Consider the following 22,470-nt stretch of genomic DNA (forward strand, 5'->3'; position numbering starts at 1 on the left):
AAGGCCCGTCCGGCGTCGCGGCGCGTTCGCGCCGTTACCGCACGAACACCCCCGCCTGGCTCGCCAGGTCCAGGAAGTACTGCGGGGCCAGACCGAGGACCAGGGTCACGGCGACTCCGACAGCGATCGTGGTCATCGTCAGCGGGGACGGGACGGCGACCGTCGGGCCGTCCGCCTTCGGCTCGCTGAAGAACATCAGGACGATGACCCGGATGTAGAAGAACGCGGCGATGGCCGACGAGATCACACCGACCACGACGAGCCCGCTCGCGCCGCCGTCCGCCGCCGCCTTGAAGACGGCGAACTTGCCGGAGAAACCCGAGGTGAGCGGGATGCCGGCGAAGGACAGCAGGAACACCGCGAAGACCGCCGCGGTCAGCGGCGAACGGCGGCCCAGACCGGCCCACTTCGACAGGTGGGTCGCCTCGCCGCCGGCGTCCCGCACCAGGGTGACCACGGCGAAGGCGCCGACGGTCACGAAGGAGTAGACCCCGAGGTAGAAGAGCACCGAGGAGACGCCCTCCGGGCTGGCCGCGATGACACCGGCGAGGATGAAGCCCGCGTGCGCGATCGAGGAGTAGGCCAGGAGCCGCTTGATGTCGGTCTGGGTGATCGCGACGACCGCACCGCCCAGCATCGTGACGATCGCGACACCCCACATGACGGGGCGGAGGTCCCAGGTGAGACCGGGCAGCACCACGTACAGCAGGCGCAGGAGCGCGCCGAACGCGGCGACCTTCGTGGCCGCGGCCATGAAGCCGGTGACCGGGGTCGGGGCTCCCTGGTAGACGTCCGGCGTCCACATGTGGAACGGGACCGCGCCGACCTTGAAGAGCAGGCCCATGAGGATCATCGCGCCGCCGATCAGCAGCAGCGCGTCGTTGCCCATGGTGGAGGCGAGCGCCGGGTCGATCTGCTGGACGCTGCCGTCGACGACGTTCGCGATGCCGGCGTACGAGACGGTGCCCGCGTAACCGTAGAGCAGGGCGATCCCGAAGAGCAGGAAGGCCGAGGAGAAGGCGCCGAGCAGGAAGTACTTCACGGCGGCTTCCTGTGACATCAGCCGCTTGCGACGGGCGATGGCGCACAGGAGGTAGAGCGGGAGGGAGAAGACCTCGAGCGCGATGAAGAGCGTCAGGAGGTCGTTGGCCGCGGGGAAGACCAGCATGCCCGCCACCGAGAAGAGGGCCAGCGGGAAGACCTCGGTCGTGGTGAACCCGGCCTTGACCGCCGCCTTCTCCCCGTCGCTGCCCGGCACCGAGCCGGCCTGGGCGGCGAAGGAGTCCACGCGGTTGCCGTGGGAGACCGGGTCGAGGCGGCGCTCGGCGAACGTGAAGACCGAGACCATGGAGACGAGCAGGATGGTGCCCTGGAGGAACAGGGCGGGCCCGTCGACGGCGACGGCGCCCATCGCGGCGATGTTCGCGTTCTCCCCGGCGTAACCGTCGGCGGCGAGCCCCACCACCGCGGCGAACGCGGCGGCGATCGCGACGACCGTCAGGAACACCTGGGTGGTGTAGCGGGCCCGTCGCGGGACGAAGGCCTCCACCAGGATCCCGAGGACGGCGGCACCGACCACGATCAGGACGGGTGCCAGTTGGGCGTACTCGATGGTCGGCACGGTGAACTTGTCGCCCGGGGCGGCCGATGTCACCTCGCCCGCCGTCGTCCACAGGCTGTGAACAGCTGTTGCGCTCACTTGGCGGCCTCCACCTCGGGCTGGGGGTCCTTCTTCTGTACGTCGTGCATGGTGTGCCGGACCGCCGGGTTGACGATGTCGGTGACCGGCTTCGGGAAGACGCCCAGGAAGATCAGCAGGGCGATGAGCGGAAGCGCCACCGCCAGCTCACGGACCTTGAGGTCGGGCATTCCCCCGATCCCTTCCCTGACCGGCCCCGTCATCGTCCGCTGGTAGAGGACGAGGACGTAGAGCGCGGCGAGCACGATGCCGGAGGTGGCGATGATGCCCGCCACCGGGTACGCGCTGAACACGCCGACGAGAACCAGGAATTCACTGACGAACGGGGCGAGGCCCGGCAGCGAGAGGGTGGCCAGGCCGCCGATGAGGAAGGTCCCCGCCAGGACGGGCGCCACCTTCTGGACCCCGCCGTAGTCGGCGATGAGCCGCGAGCCCCGCCGGGTGATCAGGAATCCGGCGACCAGCATCAGCGCGGCCGTCGAGAGGCCGTGGTTGACCATGTAGAGCGTGGCGCCCGACTGGCCCTGGCTGGTCATCGCGAAGATGCCGAGCACGATGAAGCCGAAGTGCGAGATCGACGCGTAGGCGATGAGCCGCTTGATGTCGCGCTGGCCGACCGCCAGCAGGGCACCGTAGACGATGGAGATCAGCGCCAGGACGATGATCACCGGCGTCGCCCACTTGCTGGCCTCCGGGAACAGCTGGAGGCAGAAGCGGAGCATCGCGAAGGTGCCGACCTTGTCGACGACCGCGGTGATCAGGACGGCCACCGGCGTGGTCGCCTCCCCCATGGCGTTGGGCAGCCAGGTGTGCAGCGGCCACAGCGGGGCCTTCACCGCGAAGGCGAAGAAGAACCCGAGGAACAGCCACCGCTCGGTGGAGGCCGCCATGTCCAGCGAGCCGTCGGCGCGGGCCTCGGCGATCTCGGAGAGCGAGAAGCTCCCCGCGACGACGTAGAGCCCGATGACGGCGGCCAGCATGATGAGCCCGCCGGCCAGGTTGTAGAGGAGGAACTTCACCGCGGCGTAGCTGCGCTGCGCCGCCGCGTTCTCCTCGGTCCCCGGGTGCGCCCGGTCACCGAAGCCGCCGATGAGGAAGTACATCGGGATGAGCATGGCTTCGAAGAGGATGTAGAAGAGGAAGACGTCGGTGGCCACGAAGGACAGGATCACCATCGCTTCGACCATCAGGATCAGGGCGAAGAAGCCCTGGGTGGGCCGCCAGCGGGAGGTGGTCTCCCCATGGGGGTCCGCGTCGTGCCATGCCGCGAGGACGACGAAGGGGATCAGCAGCGCGGTGAGTGCGAGGAGCGCCACCCCGATACCGTCGACGCCCAGTTCGTACCGGACCCCGAAGTCCTTGATCCAGGCGTGCGATTCGGTCAGCTGGTAGCGGTCACCGCCCGGTTCGAAGCGGGCGAACACGATGCCCGCCAGGACGAGGGTCGCCAGCGAGACGGCCAGCGCGAGCCACTTGGCCGCCGTACGCCGGGCGGCCGGGACGGCGGCGGTGGCGATCGCGCCGATCGCCGGGAGCGCCGCCGTCGCTGTCAGGAGGGGAAAGGACATGGAATCAGACCGCCCTCATCAGCAGGGTGGCGGCGATGAGGACCGCCGCACCGCCGAACATCGAGACCGCGTAGGAGCGGGCATAGCCGTTCTGCAGCTTGCGCAGCCGGCCGGAGAGCCCGCCCATCGACGCGGCCGTGCCGTTGACGACGCCGTCGACCAGGGTGTGGTCGACGTAGACCAGGGAGCGGGTGAGGTGTTCGCCTCCGCGCACCAGGACCACGTGGTTGAAGTCGTCCTGGAGCAGGTCCCGGCGGGCCGCCCTGGTGAGCAGCGAACCGCGCGGGGCGACCACGGGCACGGGCCTGCGCCCGTACATGGCCCAGGCGACGGCGACACCGATGACGAGTACCACCATGGTGGCCGCGGTGACGGTGGCCGCGCTGACCGGGGCGTGTCCGTGGTCGTGCCCGGTGACGGGCTCCAGCCAGTGCATGAAGCGGTCGCCGATGGAGAAGAAGCCTCCGGCGAAGACCGACCCGAAGGCCAGCACGATCATCGGGATCGTCATGGACTTCGGTGACTCGTGCGGGTGCGGCTCGCTGTGTTCGCCCCGCGCCCCGGCGGCGGGCTCCACGTCCGGATCGGCGGGCGACGGTGCCGCCGTACGGCGCCAGCGCTCCTCGCCGAAGAACGTCAGCAGCATCACGCGCGTCATGTAGAACGCGGTGATCGCGGCGCCCAGCAGCGTGACGGAGCCGAGGATCCAGCCCTCGGTGCCGCCCTTGGCGAAGGCCGCCTCGATGATCATGTCCTTGGAGAAGAAGCCGGACAGACCGGGGAAGCCGATGATCGCCAGGTAGCCGAGGCCGAAGGTGACGAAGGTGACCGGCATGTACTTCCGCAGTCCGCCGTACTTCCGCATGTCGACCTCGTCGTTCATGCCGTGCATGACCGAGCCGGCGCCGAGGAAGAGCCCGGCCTTGAAGAAGCCGTGCGTCACCAGGTGCATGATCGCGAAGACGTAGCCGACGGGGCCGAGGCCCGCGGCGAGGATCATGTAGCCGATCTGCGACATCGTCGACCCGGCCAGGGCCTTCTTGATGTCGTCCTTCGCGCAACCGACGATCGCACCGAAGAGGAGCGTCACGGCGCCGACGACCACGACGGCCGTCTGGGCGTCGGGCGCCCCGTTGAAGATCGCGCCGGACCGGACGATGAGGTAGACGCCCGCGGTCACCATGGTGGCGGCGTGGATCAGGGCCGAGACCGGGGTCGGGCCCTCCATCGCGTCACCGAGCCAGGACTGCAGCGGTACCTGGGCCGACTTGCCGCATGCGGCGAGGAGCAGCATCAGGCCGATCGCGGTGAGCTTGCCCTCGCTCGTGTCCCCGGCCGCTCCGAGCACCGGCCCGAAGGCGAACGTCCCGAAGGTGGTGAACATCAGCATGATCGCGATGGACAGGCCCATGTCGCCGACCCGGTTGACCAGGAAGGCCTTCTTGGCTGCGGTGGCCGCGCTGGGCTTGTGCTGCCAGAAGCCGATGAGCAGGTACGACGCCAGGCCGACGCCCTCCCATCCGACGTACAGCAGGAGGTAGTTGTCGGCGATGACCAGGATGAGCATCGCGGCGAGGAACAGATTCAGATAGCCGAAGAAGCGGCGGCGGCGCTCGTCGTGCTCCATGTAACCGATGGAGTAGATGTGGATGAGCGTGCCCACACCCGTGATCAGCAGGACGAACGTCATCGACAACTGGTCGAGCTGGAAGGCCACGTCGGCCTGGAATCCCTCGACGGGGATCCAGCTGAACAGATGCTGGTGCAGGGCGCGGTCCTCGGCGCCCTTGCCGAGCATGCCGGTGAACAGCACGAGGCCGATGACGAACGACGCGGCGGCCAGCACCGTGCCGATCCAGTGTCCGGCCCGGTCGAGCCGGCGGCCGCCGCAGAGCAGGACCGCCGCTCCGAGCAGGGGCGCCGCGACCAGCAGCGCAATCAGGTTTTCCACGATTCCGACCCCTTACAGCTTCATCAGGCTGGCGTCGTCGACCGAGGCCGAGTGGCGGGAGCGGAACAGCGACACGATGATCGCGAGCCCGATGACGACCTCCGCGGCGGCGACGACCATCGTGAAGAAGGCGATGATCTGACCGTCGAGGTTGCCGTGCATCCGGGAGAACGCGACGAGCGCGAGGTTGCAGGCGTTGAGCATCAGCTCGATGCACATGAACACCACGATCGCGTTCCGCCTGATCAGCACACCGGAGGCGCCGATCGTGAACAAAAGGGCCGCGAGGTAGAGGTAGTTGACCGGATTCACTTGGCGACCTCCTCCTCTTCTTCCGCATGGTCACGGGCCGGCTCGCCGTCACGGCCGAGCCGTTCCCCGGAGCGCTGTTCCAGCGCCTTGAGGTCGGCGAGCGACTTGCCGGACACATCCCGGATCTGTCCGCGCCGCCGCAGCGTCTGCATGACGGTGAGCTCGGACGGGGTGCCGTCCGGAAGCAGTCCCGCGATGTCCACGGCGTTGTGCCTGGCGTAGACACCGGGAGCCGGCAGCGGCGGCACGTGGTTGCTGCGCACCCGCTCCTGGGAGAGCTCACGCTGTGTCCTGGCGCGCTCGGTGCGCTCGCGGTGCGTGAGCAGCATCGCGCCGACGGTCGCCGTGATCAGCAGGGCGCCGGTGATCTCGAACGCGAAGACGTACTTGGTGAAGATGAGGTTGGCGAGGCCCTCGACGTTCCCGCCGTGCCGGGCGTTCGCCGCCCCCAGGCCGTTGAAGGTCTTCAGCGACGCCTGTCCGATGCCGGCGATCAGCAGGATGCCGAAGCCGAGACCGCACGCGGCGGCCAGCCAGCGCTGGCCCTTGAGCGTCTCCTTCAGCGAGTCCGCCGCGGTGACACCGACGAGCATGACCACGAAGAGGAACAGCATCATGATGGCGCCGGTGTAGACGACGACCTGGACGATGCCCAGGAAGTAGGCGCCGTTGGCGAGGTAGAAGACCGCCAGCACGATCATGGTGCCGGCGAGCGACAGTGCGCTGTGCACCGCCTTCTTCATCAGGACGGTGGCGAGTGCGCCGAGCACGGCGACGGTGCCGAGGATCCAGAACTGGACGGCCTCGCCCGTCGAGGTGGCGGTGGCCGCCGCGGCCAGGGTGGGGCTCACGCGTCCACCTCCTTGTCCGCTTCTCCCTTGGAGACGGCCCTCTGGCGCTCCGTGCCGGGAGCGGCCTCGGTCACCAGGCCCCGGTAGTAGTCCTGTTCGTCCATGCCGGGGAAGATCGCGTGCGGGCTGTCGACCATGCCGTCCTCGAGCCCCGCGAGCAGCTCGTCCTTGGTGTAGATGAGGCTCTCGCGGGTGGTGTTGGCGAGCTCGAACTCGTTGGTCATGGTCAGTGCCCGGGTGGGGCACGCCTCGATGCAGAGCCCGCAGAGAATGCAGCGCGCGTAGTTGATCTGGTAGACGCGGCCGTAGCGCTCGCCCGGGGAGTAGCGCTCCTCGTCCGTGTTGTCCGCGCCCTCGACGTAGATGGCGTCCGCCGGGCACGCCCAGGCGCAGAGCTCGCAGCCGACGCACTTCTCCAGCCCGTCGGGGTGGCGGTTGAGCTGGTGCCGGCCGTGGAAGCGCGGCGCCGTCACCTTCTGGGTCTCCGGGTACTGCTCCGTCAGCCTCTTCTTGAACATGGCCTTGAAGGTCACGCCGAAGCCGGCCACAGGATTCTGGAACTTCTCCTCCGAGGGTTCCGATGCCTCAGACACCGTCGGCCTCCCTTCCGTCACTCGAACTTCCGGCACCCGCCTGATCGTCGTTCCGGGTGTCCGGCCCGCCACTGCCGACGAGCTCCCGCTCGCGTCGTGGTGTGCGGCGCGGCACCGGCGGCAGGGTCTGGCCTGGCAGCGGCGGCACGGGGAATCCGCCCGCCATCGGGTCGAACGCCGGCTCCGGGCCGGCCGCCTCCTCGGCCGCCCTGGTCCTCCGGTCGCGGAAGACGTCGGCGACGAAGGAGACCAGCAGGACCGCGATCACCGCTCCGGCGACGTACAGCAGGATCCTGGAGTAGTCGTAGCCCTCGTTGTTCAGCGCCCTGACCGTGGCGACCAGCATCAGCCAGACCACGGAGACCGGGATCAGGACCTTCCAGCCGAGCTTCATCAGCTGGTCGTAGCGGACGCGGGGCAGCGTGCCGCGCAGCCAGATGAAGAAGAAGAGGAGCAGCTGCACCTTGATGACGAACCAGAGCATCGGCCACCAGCCGTGGTTCGCGCCCTCCCAGAAGGTGCTGACCGGGTACGGAGCCCGCCAGCCGCCCAGGAAGAGGGTCACCGAGACCGCGGAGACGGTGACCATGTTGACGTACTCGGCGAGCATGAACATCGCGAACTTGATCGAGGAGTACTCGGTGTTGAAGCCGCCGACCAGGTCGCCCTCGGACTCCGGCATGTCGAACGGGGCGCGGTTGGTCTCGCCGACCATCGTGACGATGTAGATGATGAAGGAGACCGGCAGCAGGAGGACGAACCAGCGGTCCTGCTGCGCCGCCACGATCTCCGAGGTCGACATCGAACCGGAGTAGAGGAACACCGAGGCGAACGCGGCGCCCATCGCGATCTCGTAGCTGATCATCTGGGCGCAGGAGCGCAGGCCGCCGAGCAGCGGGTACGTCGATCCGGAGGACCAGCCGGCGAGCACGATGCCGTAGATGCCGACGGAGGCGACCGCGAGGATGTACAGCATCGCGATCGGCAGGTCGGTCAGCTGCATCGTCGTACGGTGGCCGAAGATCGAGACCTCGTTGCCGGCCGGTCCGAACGGGATCACCGCGATCGCCATGAACGCCGGTGCGGCGGCCACGATCGGGGCCAGGACGTAGACGACCTTGTCGGCCCGTTTGACGACGACGTCTTCCTTCAGCATCAGCTTGATGCCGTCGGCGAGCGACTGGAGCATGCCCCAGGGGCCGTGCCTGTTGGGGCCGATGCGCAGCTGCATCCAGGCGACGACCTTGCGCTCCCACACGATGGAGAACAGCACGGTCACCATCAGGAACGCGAAGCAGAACACCGCCTTGACGACGACGAGCCACCAGGGGTCCGTGCCGAACATCGAGAGGTCCTCGGCTGCGAGGACGGTGCCCTGCGGTGCCGCGGCGAGTCGGTCGAGGCCGGTCACTCTCCTACCTCCGTTGTCTCGACGTGGGAGCCCGGGGCGGCCGGACCGATCCGGACCAGTCCGCCCGGCTGGGCGCCGGTGTCGGCGGGGATTCCCCGGCCGACGGAGTTGAGCGGCACCCAGACCACCCGGTCCGGCATCTCGGTCACGGCCAGCGTGAGTTCGGTGGTGCCGGCGGGGCCGGTGACGGCCAGCAGATCGCCGTCCTTCACTCCGGACTCGGCCGCGGTGGCCGGGGACAGCCGGGCGACGGCCGCGTGCCTCGTACCGGTCAGCGCCTCGTCGCCCTCCTGGAGCCGGCCCCGGTCGAGCAGCATCCGGTGGCCCGCGAGGACCGCCTCGCCGTCGCCGGGCCGGGGCACCGGGCGGGAGGTCACCCGCGGGTCATCGGCGTGACCGCCCTGCCGGCCGCCGAGGCGGTCGAGCTCGCGGCGGACCGCCCTCGGATCAGGCAGCCCGAGGCGTACGCCGAGGGCGTCGGCCAGCATGTGCAGCACCCGCGCGTCGGTGGGGCAGAGCGTCCTGGGCAGTTGCTCGGGCTTCAGAGCGGCCTCGAACATCCGCGCCCTCCCCTCCCAGTTGAGGAAGGTTCCGGGCTTCTCCGGGACGGCCGCGACGGGAAGGACCACGTCGGCGCGGTCGGTGACCGCACCGGGGCGCAGCTCCAGCGAGACGAGGAAGCCGACCTCGTCCAGGGCCTCCACGGCGCGGGCCGGGTCGGGCAGGTCCTCGGGGTCCACCCCCGCGACCAGCAGCGCGCCCAGTTCTCCGGTGGCCGCGGCCGCCACGATCTGGCCGGTGTCACGGCCGAAGCGGGCGGGGAGCTCGGCGACGCCCCATACGGACGCCACCTCCTCCCGGGCCCGGGGGTCCGTCGCGGGACGGCCGCCGGGCAGCAGCGACGGGAGCGCGCCCGCCTCCAGTGCCCCGCGTTCGCCGGCCCGGCGCGGGATCCACACGAGTGCGGCGCCGGTCGCCGCGGCGGTGCGCACGGCGGCGGTCAGCCCGCCGGGCACCGCGGCGAGCCGCTCACCCACCACGATGACGGCGCCCTCACCGCGCAACGCCTCGGCCGCGACGGCTCCGACGCTCTCCAGGCCGACCCCGCCCGCGAGGGCGTCCAGCCATTCGGTCTCGGTGCCGGGTGCGGCGGGGAGCAGGGTGCCGCCCGCCTTCACGAGGCCCCGGCTGGCGTGCGAGGCGAGCGCGAAGGTCCGCTGCCCCCTCTTGCGGAAGGCCTTGCGGAGGCGCAGGAAGACGCCCGGTGCCTCCTCCTCGGATTCGAAGCCGACGAGCAGGACGGCCGGGGCCTTCTCCAGCGAGGTGTACGTGACGCCGGTCCCGTCCAGGTCGCGTCCGCGGCCTGCCACCCGGGCGGCGAGGAAGTCGGCTTCCTCGGCGCTGTGGACCCGGGCCCGGAAGTCGATGTCGTTGGTGCCGAGGGCGACCCGTGCGAACTTGCTGTACGCGTAGGCGTCCTCGACGGTCAGCCGGCCGCCGGTGAGCACCCCGGTCCTGCCGTGTGCCGCCGAGAGACCGGCTGCCGCGGCTGCCAGCGCCTCGGGCCAGCTCGCCGGCTCCAGCACACCCTCCGCGTTGCGGACGAGCGGCGTGGTGAGCCGGTCGCGCTGCTGGGCGTAGCGGAAGCCGAAGCGGCCCTTGTCGCAGAGCCACTCCTCGTTGACCTCGGGGTCGTTGGCGGCGAGCCGCCGCATGACCTTGCCGCGCCGGTGGTCGGTCCGCGTCGCGCAGCCGCCGGCGCAGTGCTCGCACACCGAGGGGGTCGACACCAGGTCGAAGGGCCGGGAGCGGAAGCGGTACGCCGCCGAGGTGAGGGCTCCGACCGGGCAGATCTGGATGGTGTTGCCGGAGAAGTACGACTCGAAGGGGTCGCCCTCGCCGGTGCCGACCTGCTGGAGCGCACCGCGCTCGATCAGCTCGATCATCGGGTCACCCGCCACCTGGTTGGAGAACCGGGTGCAGCGGGCGCAGAGCACGCACCGCTCGCGGTCCAGCAGCACCTGGGTGGAGATGGGGACGGGCTTCTCGAAGGTGCGCTTCTTCCCGTCGAAGCGGGAGTCGGTGCCCCCGTGCGACATCGCCTGGTTCTGCAGGGGGCACTCGCCGCCCTTGTCGCAGACCGGGCAGTCCAGCGGGTGGTTGATGAGCAGGAGCTCCATCACCCCCTTCTGGGCCTTCTCCGCGACGGGTGAGGTGATCTGCGACTTCACGACCATGCCGTCGGTGCACGTGATGGTGCAGGAGGCCATCGGCTTGCGCTGGCCCTCGACCTCGACGATGCACTGCCGGCAGGCTCCGGCCGGGTCGAGGAGCGGGTGGTCGCAGAAGCGCGGGATCTCGATGCCCAGGAGTTCGGCGGCACGGATGACGAGGGTGCCCTTGGGCACGCTGATCTCGATGCCGTCGATCGTGAGCGTGACGAGGTCCTCGGGCGGAACGGCCGCCTCGCCGCCCCCGGAGGGCGCACTCGTGGTGACTGTCATGCGTTCACCCCCCGGTGAGCGTTCTTGTCGTCCTTGTCGTCGGCCCAGAGGGTCGACCTGGCCGGGTCGAAGGGGCAGCCCCTGTCGGTGATGTGCTGCTCGTACTCCTCGCGGAAGTACTTCAGCGAGGAGAAGATCGGTGAGGCGGCACCGTCACCGAGGGCGCAGAACGACTTGCCGTTGATGTTGTCGGCGATGTCGTTGAGCTTGTCGAGGTCCGCCATCTCGCCCTTGCCCGCCTCGATGTCGCGGAGCAGCTGGACGAGCCAGTAGGTGCCCTCACGGCACGGTGTGCACTTGCCGCAGGACTCATGGGCGTAGAACTCGGTCCAGCGGGTGACGGCTCGCACCACGCAGGTGGTCTCGTCGAAGCACTGCAGCGCCTTGGTGCCGAGCATCGACCCGGCGGCGCCCACGCCCTCGTAGTCCAGGGGGACGTCGAGGTGTTCGTCGGTGAACATCGGGGTGGAGGAACCGCCGGGGGTCCAGAACTTCAGTCGGTGCCCGGCCCGGATGCCGCCGCTCATGTCGAGCAGCTGGCGCAGGGTGATGCCGAGCGGGGCCTCGTACTGGCCGGGGCTGGTGACGTGCCCGCTGAGCGAGTACAGCGTGAAGCCCGGGGACTTCTCGCTGCCCATCGACTTGAACCAGTCCTTGCCCCTGTTCAGGATCGCGGGGACCGAGGCGATGGACTCGACGTTGTTCACGACGGTGGGGCAGGCGTACAGACCGGCGACCGCGGGGAAGGGGGGCCGCAGCCGGGGCTGGCCGCGCCGTCCTTCGAGCGAGTCGAGCAGCGCGGTCTCCTCTCCGCAGATGTACGCACCCGCGCCCGCGTGCACCGTGAGTTCCAGGTCGAGCCCCGAACCCAGGATGTCCGTCCCCAGGTAGCCCGCCTCATACGCCTCGCGCACGGCCTCGTGCAACCGCCGCAGTACGGGGACGACCTCGCCGCGCAGGTAGATGAAGGCGTGCGAGGAGCGGATCGCGTAGCAGGCGATCACGATGCCTTCGATGAGGCTGTGCGGATTCGCGAAGAGGAGCGGGATGTCCTTGCAGGTCCCGGGCTCCGACTCGTCGGCGTTGACCACGAGGTAGTGCGGCTTGCCGTCACCCTGCGGGATGAACTGCCACTTCATCCCGGTGGGGAAGCCCGCTCCTCCGCGTCCGCGCAGACCGGAGTCCTTGACGTACGCGATGAGGTCGTCGGGCGGCATCGCGAGGGCCTTGCGCAGTCCCTCGTAGCCGTCGTGCCGGCGGTAGGTGTCCAGCGTCCAGGACTCCGGCTCGTCCCAGAAGGAGGAGAGGACGGGTGCCAGGAGTTTCTCCGGGCTGGTCCCGTTCTTGCCGATCTCGGCTGCCAAGGTCATCACTCCCCCTCCTCGGCTGCGGGCCCGGCCGGGTACTCCGGGTCGGAGGCCGACGTCTGCTGCGGCGCGTCGTGCGAGCTGAGGTGTTCGGCGCCCTTCTGCGGCGGCGCGTCCTGGGGCGTCCCGCCCCTCTGCCCGACCACACGCGCGTGCGGTGCGGTCTCGCCCTTGGCCAGTTTCAGTCCGGCCAGCGAGGCGGCACCCGCTCCGCCGCTCGCCTCGACGGCACCGGGGCGCGCGTCGGGGAAACCGGCCAGGATCCGGGCCGTCTCCTTGTAGGTGCAGAGGGGGGCGCCGCGGGTGGGCTCCACGGTCCGGCCGGCGATCAGGTCGTCGACGAGCCGTGTCGCGCTCTCCGGCGTCTGGTTGTCGAAGAACTCCCAGTTGACCATCACGACGGGCGCGAAGTCGCAGGCCGCGTTGCACTCGATGTGCTCGAGGGTGACCTTGCCGTCGTCAGTTGTCATGTCGGACCCGTCGTTGCCGACGCCCAGGTGGTCCTTGAGCCGCTCGAAGATGGCGTCGCCGCCCATGACCGCGCACAGGGTGTTGGTGCAGACCCCGACCTGGTAGTCACCGCTCGGCCGGCGCCGGTACATCGTGTAGAAGGTGGCGACCGCGGTGACCTCGGCGGTGGTGAGGCCGAGCTGGTCGGCGCAGAACGCCATGCCCGTGCGGGAGACGTACCCCTCCTCGGACTGCACCAGGTGCAGCAGCGGCAGAAGCGCGGAGCGACTGCCGGGGTAGCGGGCGATCACTTCCTTCGCGTCCGCTTCGAGCCGGGCGAGCACCTCGGCCGGGTAGGCGGGGGCGGGGAGCTGCGGCATCCCCAGACTGACTTCTCGACTGGATGCGGTCACCGGTCGACGCCTCCCATCACGGGGTCGATGGACGCGACGGCGACGATGACGTCGGCGACCTGGCCGCCCTCGCACATCGCCGCCATGGCCTGGAGGTTGGTGAAGGACGGGTCGCGGAAGTGGACCCGGAAGGGGCGCGTGCCGCCGTCCGAGACGACGTGCACGCCGAGTTCGCCCTTGGGGGACTCCATGGCGGTGTACGCCTGCCCGGCCGGGACCCGGAAGCCCTCGGTCACCAGCTTGAAGTGGTGGATCAGGGCCTCCATGGAGGTGCCCATGATCTTCTTGATGTGGTCCAGCGAGTTGCCGAGTCCGTCGGGCCCCAGCGCGAGCTGTGCGGGCCAGGCGATCTTCTTGTCACCGACCATGACCGGGCCTGGCTCCAGCCGGTCCAGGCACTGCTCGATGATCCTGAGCGACTGGCGCATCTCCTCCAGGCGGATGAGGAAGCGGCCGTAGGCGTCGCAGGTGTCCGCGGTGGGCACGTCGAACTCGTAGTCCTCGTAACCGCAGTACGGATCGGTCTTGCGCAGGTCGTGCGGGAGTCCGGCCGACCTGAGGACCGGACCGGTGGCGCCGAGCGCCATGCAGCCGGTCAGGTCGAGGTACCCGACGTCCTGCATACGGGCCTTGAAGATGGGGTTGCCGGTCGCGAGCTTGTCGTATTCCGGCAGGTTCTTCTTCATGGTCCGGACGAACTCGCGGAGCCGGTCGATCGCGCCCATGGGCAGGTCCTGGGCGAGGCCGCCGGGCCGGATGAACGCGTGGTTCATCCGCAGTCCGGTGATCAGCTCGAAGAGGTCGAGCACGAGTTCACGGTCACGGAAGCCGTAGATCATGATCGTCGTGGCGCCGAGCTCCATGCCGCCGGTGGCGACGCACACCAGGTGCGAGGAGATCCGGTTGAGCTCCATCAGGAGCACCCGCAGGACGGTGGCCCGCTCGGGGATCTGGTCCTCGATGCCGAGGAGTTTCTCGACCCCGAGGCAGTACGCCGCCTCGTTGAAGAACGGGGTCAGGTAGTCCATGCGCGTGACGAAGGTGGTGCCCTGGGTCCAGTTCCGGAATTCGAGGTTCTTCTCGATGCCGGTGTGGAGGTAGCCGATGCCGCAGCGGGCCTCGGTGACGGTCTCGCCGTCGATCTCCAGGATCAGCCGCAGCACGCCGTGTGTGGACGGGTGCTGGGGACCCATGTTGACGATGATGCGTTCGTCGTCCGACTTCGCGGCGGACTCGACGACCTCGTCCCAGTCGCCGCCGGTGACTGTGTACACAGTCCCCTCGGTGGTGGCCCTGGGTGTCGAGTGGGGCGTTGCGTGGGGAGTGGTCATCAGCTGTACGACCTCCGCTGGTCCGGAGCCGGGATCTGGGCGCCCTTGTACTCGACGGCGATGCCGCCGAGGGGGTAGTCCTTGCGCTGCGGGAAGCCCTGCCAGTCGTCCGGCATCATGATCCGGGTCAGGGCGGGGTGCCCGTCGAAGATCAGCCCGAAGAAGTCGTAGGTCTCGCGCTCGTGCCAGTCGTTGGTCGGGTAGACCGCGACGAGGGACGGGATGTGCGGGTCGCTGTCCGGCGCGGACACCTCGAGGCGGATCAGCCGCCCGTGGGTGAGGGAGCGCAGGTGGTAGACCGCGTGCAGTTCGCGTCCCTTGTCCCCCAGGTAGTGGACGCCGCTGACGCCCGTACACAGCTCGAAGCGCAGGGCAGGGTCGTCACGCAGGGTGCGGGCAACCTGGACCAGGTGCTCGCGTGCGATGAAGAAAGTGATCTCGCCCCGGTCGACGACCGTCTTCTCGATGGCGCTGCCGGGGAGCAGGTCCTGTTCCTCCAGGGCTCCTTCCAGCTCGTCGGCGACTTCGTCGAACCAGCCGCCGTACGGGCGGGAGGTGGGACCCGGCAGGGTCACCGTGCGGACGAGTCCGCCGTAGCCGGAGGTGTCGCCGCCGTTGTCGGCGCCGAACATGCCCTTGCGCACGCCGATGACCTCACCGGAGTCGTCGCGCGGGGCGGGCACCTGGCCGCTGTTCGTGTTCAGCTCGTCGCTCATCGCAGCAGCCCCTTCATCTCGATCAGGGGAAGTGCCTTGAGAGCCGCCTCCTCCGCCTCGCGGGCGGCCTCCTCCGCGTTGACCCCGAGCTTGGAGCCCTGGATCTTCTGGTGGAGCTTGAGGATGGCGTCGATCAGCATCTCGGGACGCGGGGGGCATCCCGGCAGATAGATGTCGACCGGGACAATATGATCAACACCCTGGACAATGGCGTAATTATTGAACATTCCACCCGATGACGCGCAAACCCCCATGGAAATGACCCACTTAGGGCTCGGCATCTGGTCGTAGACCTGTCGCAGGACGGGCGCCATCTTCTGGCTGACCCGCCCGGCGACGATCATCAGATCCGCCTGCCGCGGCGATCCGCGGAAGACCTCCATTCCGAAACGGGCCAGGTCGTACCGCCCGGCGCCGGTCGTCATCATCTCGATGGCGCAGCAGGCGAGGCCGAAGGTGGCGGGGAAGACGGAGGACTTCCGTACCCAGCCGGCGGCCTGCTCGACAGTGGTCAGCACAAAGCCGCTCGGCAGCTTCTCTTCGAGTCCCATGGTGTGCCCCTCAGCCCCTCAGTCCCATTCCAGGCCGCCCCGGCGCCACACATACGCGTAGGCGACGAAGACGGTGAGCACGAAGAGCAGCATCTCCACGAGCCCGAAGATCCCCAGGGCGTCGAAGGTGACCGCCCAGGGATAGAGGAAGACGATCTCGATGTCGAAGACGATGAACAGCATCGCCGTCAGGTAGTACTTGATGGGGAAACGGCCGCCTCCGGCTGGAGTGGGGGTGGGTTCGATGCCGCACTCGTACGCTTCGAGCTTTGCCCGGTTGTACCGCTTGGGGCCGATAAGCGTGGCCATGACCACGGAGAAGATCGCAAACCCTGCCCCGAGGGCGCCGAGCACGAGGATGGGCGCGTAGGCATTCACGCTCCTCGCTCCTTCCAGTCGTCCTTGACCGTTGGACCGCATCGGGCGACCGGCTCGCCACCTCATCAAGATCGTGCACATGTGAGGCAGTTCACAAGCCCGACTGCCCCGCATCCTATGCCTGCCGTCCTGTGATCTGCGACACGGGGTGCGTCACCGTCTTTGTGATCTCCACCACCCCTCGAACGATCATGAAGCCGGATGAGCGGTGATCTACGCACGCGAAGCGGCCGAGCGGTTACGAGACGTGACATTTGATCGTGTTGTCGCTGGTCAAAGCCGGTTGTCACTATCAATGGTAGGCATCTACATGCAAATTGGCGATGGATGCCGAAGGGGTGATATAGGCATCGGCCGCAGTTCGCCTCCACCCGGAAGAGGGGCCGGCCGGACCCAGGTGGACGGTGGCCATGCGCATCGGTTCACTAACTCTCCGCGTGCGGGGCCGCGATGGAGGAGGAGGCACACCCGTCGGCCGCCGGGCCGCCGGGAGCGGCGGGGCGGGGCTCCGGGCGGCACCCCTCCGCCCGGCGGCTCCGGCCGGCCGCGCGACCGGCCGGCCCGCCGGGCCGAGCGGATGCCGCACGGGGCGACGGGGTGGCCCGCGGGGCGCGGACCGCACGAGGCGACCGCGAAGCGGGGAGCGGTCAGCGGCACCCTTCTCCCCGGCCCACCGAAAGAGGCCAGGGCAAACCGGACATGACTCGCCAATAGGTCACGAGGCGACAGGAAGCGGGGTGTTCCCGGACTCGAGGCGGATGAGTGCCGGACTCGAGTCCGGGCACGGCCGCGCGGTTGCCCCTCACGGGAGACCCACGCTGTGACCTGCGTCACCCCGTGCGCGCTTCAAGAAAAGCGGGCTTGGCCATCCGTGTGAACGGATGGTAAGCGACGGGCAATTCGGGCGTATTGAAAGAACGCCGTGATCACAGCGGTGTTCACTCACGCCCCTTTTGCCCGTTAGGACGTCAATAGAGGCCCGGAATAAGCGGATTCATGGATTCCGAACGTAACTGTGTCGCAACACACGTTTCTTGATGGGACCCCTACAGCCCTGATAGCGGTAGTACTCATGTCCCACACCGCTCACATACCCAGCCACCGGAAGCCCCGCCAGAGTGCCTCGAAGACGGCGCTGCGGGCAGGAGTTGCCGGTGGCGTCCTCAGCACCATCGCGGTCGCGGGTGCCGCCGGTCCGGCTCAGGCCGAGCCGGTGGCCCAGACCATCGAGATGCCCACCATCACGGCCGGGCTCTCCACCTCCGTCGCCGCGTCCGCGCAGGCGACCCAGGCGGTCGCTCTCGAGTTCGAGACGCAGGCCCAGGAGGACGCCGCGGCCGAGGCCGCCGCCAAGACCGCCAAGAAGGCCAAGGCAGAGGCGGTCCGCAAGGCGGAGGCCAAGAAGAAGGCCGAAGCCGCCGCCAAGGCCGAGGCCGAGGCCGAGGCCGCCGAGCGTGCCTCCCGCTCCGCCGAGCGCACCACGCTCAGCGCGTCCTCCGGCTCCTCCGGCTCGTCCTTCTCCACCTCGTCGTCCTCGAACGCCACCGGGTCCGCCGCGTCCGTCATCGCGTTCGCGCAGTCCCAGGTCGGCGACGCGTACGTCTCCGGTGGTACCGGCCCGAACTCGTGGGACTGCTCGGGTCTGGTCCAGGCCGCCTTCGGTTCGGTGGGCATCGATCTGCCGCGCGTCTCGCAGAGCCAGTCGACGGCCGGGACCCAGGTCTCGCTCGACAACCTCCAGCCCGGCGACATCCTGTACTGGGGCGGTGCGGGCAGCGCGTACCACGTCGGGATCTATGTGGGCGGCGGCCAGTTCGTCGGTGCGCAGAACTCCAGCACCGGCGTCGTGCAGGCGTCCCTGGACTACGACCCGCCGTCGGGCGCCGTGCGCGTTCTCTGATTCACAAGCTCCGCACGCTCGCGGGCCGTCACCCCACCGACCGGGGTGACGGCCCGTCATCGTGCCGTCGGCCCGCCCCGGCGCCGTAGGCGCGTCACAGTGCCGTAGGTGCGTCCGCCTCCGCGGGGGCCTGCGCCGGCCTGCGCTGGCCCGGCACGTGTCCCCGTTCCCGCCCGGCACGGTCCCGGCGCAGGAGCATCACGCCCACCGCGCAGACGAGCGCGGCCAGCACGAAGCCGTACGGCGGTGTCGAGCCCGAGGGCTGTGTCTCGTAGACGAGCGCGGCCGACAGCACGGTGACCGCGCCCACCGCCCGGCCCCCGCTCGCTGTGGCGGCGAGCACCGCCGTCGCCCACAGCAGGTACCACGGCTGCACCATCGGCGAGAGCGCGACCAGGGCCAGCAGCGCGAGGCCCAGGGCGTGAACGGGTCGTGTGCGCCCCGTCGTGGCGTGCCACGCGAGCCGGGCGATCAGTACCAGGGCGGCCAGCAGTCCCAGGTTCTGCACGGCGGACTTGACCGGGTCCGGGTCGGTCCCGGCCAGCAGCCGCAGGAGTTCGCCCAGGCCCAGACCGAGGTCGCTGCTGAGGGACAGTGCGGTGTGGATGCGTCCCGCGACGCCCTGGGTCCCGAGCCAGCCGAAGCCGGTGCCGCCGAGGAACGTGGCGCCGACGGCGACCGCCCCGGCGACCAGTCCGGGGGCCAGCAGCCCCTTCGCCACCCGCCGTACGGCCGGCCCGTGCGCGGCCCGGCCCACCACGACGCCCATGAACAGGAGTGCCACCGCCGCGGGCGACTTCACCATCACGGCGAGTCCGACGAGCGCCGACCCGGTGATCCACCTCCCGCGCAGGGCGAGCAGCACTCCGGCCAGCATGAGGCCGGTCATCAGCCCGTCGTTGTGGACGCCGCCGACCACATGGATGAGCAGCAGCGGATTCAGTGCCCCGAGCCACAGCGCGGCGCTCTCACTGCGGCCGTGCTCCCGGGCGAGGTTCCGCAGGGCCCACACGATCAGTACCAGCGCGCCCAGGGCGATGAGGCGCATCCCCAGCACGGCGGGCACGATCGTGCCGCCGCTCGCCCAGGCCACGCCCCGGGCGAGCACGAGGAAGAACGGTCCGTACGGGGCCGGGGTGTCGGTCCAGTGCCCGCCGACGCTCGCAGCGGCGTCGCCGCCCGGCCCGTCGGGGTCGAGGACGGACGGTCCCGCGCTGTAGACGTCGTGTCCTTCGAGGACCATCACGCCCTGCGCGATGTAGCTGTAGACGTCGGCGCTGTACAGCGGGGGCGCGAGGACCAGGGGGGCCGTCCACCACGCGAGGGTGACGAGGGTGCCGCGCACGGAGGCGCCCGCCCTCCCGTACAGCCACCAGGCGGCGACGAGCACCGTCAGTCCGCCGTACGCCAGTGCGTAGCCCGCCGCGGTCACCGCGGTCCCGCGCGGGACCCACAGCCCCCACGGGTCGTGGGCCGGCAGTGTGCCGACGGCCCAGCCCCCCAGCGCGACCGCCAGCGATCCGGCCGCGCCGAGTCGCCGGCAGCCGCCGGCCGTCCATGCCCGTGTAGCCCCCATGGCCCGAAACCTATCGCAGGGCCGTCCGCCGGGGACCGGGGTGCCCCCGGGCCCTGGCGGCTCAGGCCTTCGGGGCGGCCTTCGAGAGGCCGTTGATGATGCGGTCCATGGCGTCGCCACCCGTCGGGTCGGTGAGGTTGGCGAGCATCTTCAGCGTGAACTTCATCAGGATCGGGTGGGTCAGGCCGCGCTGCGTCGCGATCTTCATGACCTTCGGGTTCCCGATCATCTTCACGAAGGCGCGGCCCAGCGTGTAGTAGCCGCCGTAGGTCTCCTTGAGGATCTTCGGGTAGTGGTGCAGGGCCAGTTCGCGCTGGGCCGGGGTGGCGCGGGCGTGTGCCTGGACGATGACGTCCGCGGCGATCTGGCCCGACTCCATGGCGTAGGCGATGCCTTCGCCGTTGAACGGGTTGACGAGCCCGCCCGCGTCACCGACGAGCAGCAGGCCCTTGGTGTAGTGCGGCTGGCGGTTGAAGGCCATCGGGAGTGCGGCGCCGCGGATCGGCATCGTCATGTTCTCGGGGGTGTAGCCCCAGTCCTCCGGCATGGAGGCGCACCACGCCTTGAGCACCTCGCGCCAGTCGAGCTCCTTGAAGGCGGACGAGGAGTTCAGGATGCCGAGGCCGACGTTGGAGGTGCCGTCGCCCATGCCGAAGATCCAGCCGTAGCCGGGCAGCAGACGGTCCTCGGCGCCACGGCGGTCCCACAGCTCCAGCCAGGACTCCAGGTAGTCGTCGTCGTGGCGGGGCGACGTGAAGTACGTACGGACCGCGACGCCCATCGGGCGGTCCTCGCGACGGTGCAGGCCCATGTGGAGGGAGAGCCGGGTGGAGTTGCCGTCGGCGGCGACGACGAGCGGGGCGTGGAAGGTGACCGGGGTCTTCTCCTCGCCGAGCTTCGCGTGGACGCCGGTGATGCGGCCGGTGCGCTCGTCCTTCACGGGCTCACCGACGTTGCAGCGCTCGTACAGCCGGGCGCCCGCCTTCTGTGCCTGGCGGGCGAGCTGCTCGTCGAAGTCGTCGCGCTTGCGGACCAGACCGTAGTCCGGGTACGAGGCGAGGTCCGGCCAGTCCAGCTGGAGGCGCACGCCGCCGCCGATGATGCGCAGGCCCTTGTTGCGCAGCCAGCCGGCCTCCTCGGAGATGTCGATGCCCATGGAGACGAGCTGCTTGGTGGCGCGCGGGGTGAGGCCGTCGCCGCAGACCTTCTCACGCGGGAAGGCCGTCTTCTCCAGGAGGAGGACGTCGAGTCCGGCCTTGGCGAGGTAGTACGCGGTCGTGGAGCCGGCTGGGCCCGCTCCGACGACGATCACGTCCGCGCTGTGTTCGGAGAGGGGCTCGGTCACGGTCGGATCTCCCGAAGACTCGAATTCGCGTGCCGCGCGGCACATGTCGCGTGCAGTCTATGGGTGCCTGCTGATCAACCTCCCGAAGGGCTCCCTGATGCCGCACGTGCCTGACACGACTCCGTCCGTACATCTGCGTGTCCCCACCGACGAGGACGCCTTCGCCTGGTACCGGGTGTTCGCCGACCCGGAGGTGATGGAGTTCCACGGCGGCCGTCCGGCGGAGTACTCCGTGTACGAGGAGCTGACCGCCCGCCAGCGCCGGCACGACGCGGAGTTGGGCTACTGCCTGTGGACGGTGCTGGACGACGCCGGTGAGGTGCTCGGCTTCACCGGCGCCCAGCCGTGGCCCCACGAGTCGTTCGGCCCGGTGGGCGAGATCGAGATCGGCTGGCGGCTGGGCCGGGCCGCCTGGGGACACGGCTACGCGACGGCGGCCGCACGGACCACGCTGGAGCGGATACGGGCGCTCGGGGTACGGGAGGCCGTCGCGATGATCAACACGCGCAACGCCCGCTCGGTGGCGGTGGCCGTACGTCTCGGCATGCGGCGGGCCGAGACGTACACCTCCCCGGCGTCCGGGCAGGAGGCGTACTGCTTCCGGCTGGAGCTCTGAGCCCCGCAGCCGTGCTCAGCCGCGGACGCCCCGGTGGAGCGCCACCACCCCGCCGGTGAGGTTGCGCCAGGCGACCTCCGACCAGCCGGCCTCCTGCAGCAGCGCCGCGAGGCCGGCCTGGTCGGGCCAGGCACGGATCGACTCGGCGAGGTAGACGTAGGCGTCCGGGTTGGACGACACCGCCCGGGCCACCGGCGGCAGCGCACGCATCAGGTACTCGGTGTACACGGTCCGGAACGGCGTCCACGTCGGCTGGGAGAACTCGCAGATCACCACACGGCCACCGGGCTTGGTGACCCGGTACAGCTCGCTCAGCGCGGCGCCGGTGTCCTGGATGTTGCGCAGCCCGAAGGAGATCGTGACCGCGTCGAAGGTCTCGTCCTTGAAGGGGAGCTTCGTGCCGTCGCCGGCGGTGAAGGGCATCCACGGGTGGCGCTCCTTGCCGACCCGGAGCATGCCGATCGAGAAGTCGCAGGGCACCACGTAGGCACCGGCCCGCGCGAACGGCTGCGAGGAGGTGGCCGTGCCCGCTGCCAGGTCGAGGACCTTCTGGGCAGGCCGGGCGTCGACGGCGCGGGCGACCTCCCTGCGCCAGAGCCGTGCCTGTCCGAGCGACAGCACGTCGTTGGTGAGGTCGTAGTTCGCCGCCACGTCGTCGAACATCGAGGCGACTTCGTGCGGCTGCTTGTCCAGGGATGCTCGGGTCACCGTCCTATTCAAGCAGTCCGGCTCCCGGTCACCCGCAGCGGCGTGGAGCGGCTTCGGCCTTTCGCCGCCGGCAGCACCTCCGGGGGCTCCGCCCGGGCGGAGCGGCGATGTCTCCCCCGCCGGCTCCCCGGACACGGGATCCGCCCCGATCGCCTTCGATTCCGGGAACACCACCGCCTTGATCGACGTCTCATCCGGCGAGGGAAAGGGGTTTCCGCGCCGGGGACCAC

Annotated in this window: 19 protein-coding genes; 2 read left to right on the forward strand and 17 right to left on the reverse strand. The window is 69.8% G+C overall.

Going from position 1 to position 22,470, the window contains the following annotated elements; translation table 11 throughout:
* Positions 1–34 precede the first annotated feature (34 nt).
* Genes nuoN through ACF1FZ_RS02435 form a run of 14 tightly spaced genes read right to left on the reverse strand, consistent with a single transcriptional unit; the run spans position 35 to position 16,095 of the window.
* Positions 35–1,699 (reverse strand): NADH-quinone oxidoreductase subunit NuoN, encoded by a 1,665-nt coding sequence (gene nuoN, locus ACF1FZ_RS02370; RefSeq protein ID WP_391771470.1) that lies wholly within the window; start codon positions 1,697–1,699, stop codon positions 35–37.
* A complete protein-coding gene (locus tag ACF1FZ_RS02375; RefSeq protein ID WP_391771471.1) occupies positions 1,696–3,267 on the reverse strand; it encodes an NADH-quinone oxidoreductase subunit M in 1,572 nt (523 codons plus the stop codon). The genes nuoN and ACF1FZ_RS02375 overlap by 4 nt, the downstream gene beginning before the upstream one ends.
* Before the next feature lie 4 nt (positions 3,268–3,271).
* Positions 3,272–5,218, reverse strand: a complete 1,947-nt coding sequence (nuoL, locus tag ACF1FZ_RS02380) for an NADH-quinone oxidoreductase subunit L (RefSeq protein WP_391771472.1) — start codon at positions 5,216–5,218, stop codon at positions 3,272–3,274.
* Positions 5,219–5,230: 12 nt separating this feature from the next.
* Positions 5,231–5,530 (reverse strand): NADH-quinone oxidoreductase subunit NuoK, encoded by a 300-nt coding sequence (gene nuoK / locus ACF1FZ_RS02385; protein WP_033297526.1) that lies wholly within the window; start codon positions 5,528–5,530, stop codon positions 5,231–5,233.
* Positions 5,527–6,381, reverse strand: a complete 855-nt coding sequence (locus ACF1FZ_RS02390; RefSeq protein WP_391771473.1) for an NADH-quinone oxidoreductase subunit J — start codon at positions 6,379–6,381, stop codon at positions 5,527–5,529. Before ACF1FZ_RS02390 ends, nuoK begins: the two co-directional genes overlap by 4 nt.
* Complete coding sequence (gene nuoI / locus ACF1FZ_RS02395; protein ID WP_391771474.1) at positions 6,378–6,974, reverse strand: NADH-quinone oxidoreductase subunit NuoI; 597 nt, start codon at positions 6,972–6,974, stop codon at positions 6,378–6,380. The genes ACF1FZ_RS02390 and nuoI overlap by 4 nt, the downstream gene beginning before the upstream one ends.
* A complete protein-coding gene (gene nuoH, locus ACF1FZ_RS02400; RefSeq protein WP_391771475.1) occupies positions 6,967–8,385 on the reverse strand; it encodes an NADH-quinone oxidoreductase subunit NuoH in 1,419 nt (472 codons plus the stop codon). Before nuoH ends, nuoI begins: the two co-directional genes overlap by 8 nt.
* Positions 8,382–10,889, reverse strand: coding sequence for an NADH-quinone oxidoreductase subunit G (locus ACF1FZ_RS02405; RefSeq protein WP_391771476.1), 2,508 nt, complete (start codon positions 10,887–10,889; stop codon positions 8,382–8,384). Before ACF1FZ_RS02405 ends, nuoH begins: the two co-directional genes overlap by 4 nt.
* Entirely contained in the window at positions 10,886–12,259 is a 1,374-nt protein-coding gene (gene nuoF / locus ACF1FZ_RS02410) for an NADH-quinone oxidoreductase subunit NuoF (RefSeq protein WP_391771477.1), read from the reverse strand. Before nuoF ends, ACF1FZ_RS02405 begins: the two co-directional genes overlap by 4 nt.
* Positions 12,259–13,086: an NADH-quinone oxidoreductase subunit NuoE gene (gene nuoE / locus ACF1FZ_RS02415; RefSeq protein WP_391771799.1), complete on the reverse strand. Its 828-nt coding sequence runs from the start codon at positions 13,084–13,086 to the stop codon at positions 12,259–12,261. Before nuoE ends, nuoF begins: the two co-directional genes overlap by 1 nt.
* A 29-nt stretch (positions 13,087–13,115) precedes the next feature.
* Positions 13,116–14,450, reverse strand: a complete 1,335-nt coding sequence (locus ACF1FZ_RS02420) for an NADH-quinone oxidoreductase subunit D (protein ID WP_391771478.1) — start codon at positions 14,448–14,450, stop codon at positions 13,116–13,118.
* Entirely contained in the window at positions 14,450–15,166 is a 717-nt protein-coding gene (locus ACF1FZ_RS02425) for an NADH-quinone oxidoreductase subunit C (RefSeq protein WP_391771479.1), read from the reverse strand. The genes ACF1FZ_RS02420 and ACF1FZ_RS02425 overlap by 1 nt, the downstream gene beginning before the upstream one ends.
* Positions 15,163–15,717, reverse strand: a complete 555-nt coding sequence (locus tag ACF1FZ_RS02430) for an NADH-quinone oxidoreductase subunit B family protein (protein WP_014154689.1) — start codon at positions 15,715–15,717, stop codon at positions 15,163–15,165. Before ACF1FZ_RS02430 ends, ACF1FZ_RS02425 begins: the two co-directional genes overlap by 4 nt.
* A gap of 18 nt (positions 15,718–15,735) precedes the next feature.
* Positions 15,736–16,095, reverse strand: a complete 360-nt coding sequence (locus ACF1FZ_RS02435; protein WP_003992243.1) for an NADH-quinone oxidoreductase subunit A — start codon at positions 16,093–16,095, stop codon at positions 15,736–15,738.
* 1,072 nt (positions 16,096–17,167) lie between these two features.
* On the opposite strand from ACF1FZ_RS02435, the gene ACF1FZ_RS02440 reads away from it, so the two are divergent.
* The gene (locus ACF1FZ_RS02440; RefSeq protein WP_391771480.1) at positions 17,168–17,995 is read left to right on the forward strand and encodes a C40 family peptidase; all 828 of its coding nucleotides are present in this window, start codon (positions 17,168–17,170) and stop codon (positions 17,993–17,995) included.
* Between the two features lie 94 nt (positions 17,996–18,089).
* Here the strand turns inward: ACF1FZ_RS02440 and mptB are convergent, their stop codons facing one another.
* Positions 18,090–19,571: a polyprenol phosphomannose-dependent alpha 1,6 mannosyltransferase MptB gene (mptB, locus tag ACF1FZ_RS02445; protein WP_391771481.1), complete on the reverse strand. Its 1,482-nt coding sequence runs from the start codon at positions 19,569–19,571 to the stop codon at positions 18,090–18,092.
* A 61-nt stretch (positions 19,572–19,632) separates the two neighbouring features.
* Entirely contained in the window at positions 19,633–20,916 is a 1,284-nt protein-coding gene (locus tag ACF1FZ_RS02450) for a geranylgeranyl reductase family protein (RefSeq protein ID WP_391771482.1), read from the reverse strand.
* A 97-nt stretch (positions 20,917–21,013) separates the two neighbouring features.
* Here ACF1FZ_RS02450 and ACF1FZ_RS02455 point away from each other — a divergent pair, with 97 nt between their 5' ends.
* Positions 21,014–21,532 (forward strand): GNAT family N-acetyltransferase, encoded by a 519-nt coding sequence (locus ACF1FZ_RS02455; protein WP_391771483.1) that lies wholly within the window; start codon positions 21,014–21,016, stop codon positions 21,530–21,532.
* A 15-nt stretch (positions 21,533–21,547) separates the two neighbouring features.
* On the opposite strand, the gene ACF1FZ_RS02460 is transcribed toward ACF1FZ_RS02455, so the two are convergent.
* Positions 21,548–22,240, reverse strand: coding sequence for a demethylmenaquinone methyltransferase (locus tag ACF1FZ_RS02460; RefSeq protein WP_391771484.1), 693 nt, complete (start codon positions 22,238–22,240; stop codon positions 21,548–21,550).
* Positions 22,241–22,470: the final 230 nt, after the last annotated feature.

The organism is Streptomyces sp. NPDC014623 (assembly GCF_043088245.1).
In the GTDB taxonomy this organism is placed as follows: Bacteria; Actinomycetota; Actinomycetes; order Streptomycetales; family Streptomycetaceae; genus Streptomyces.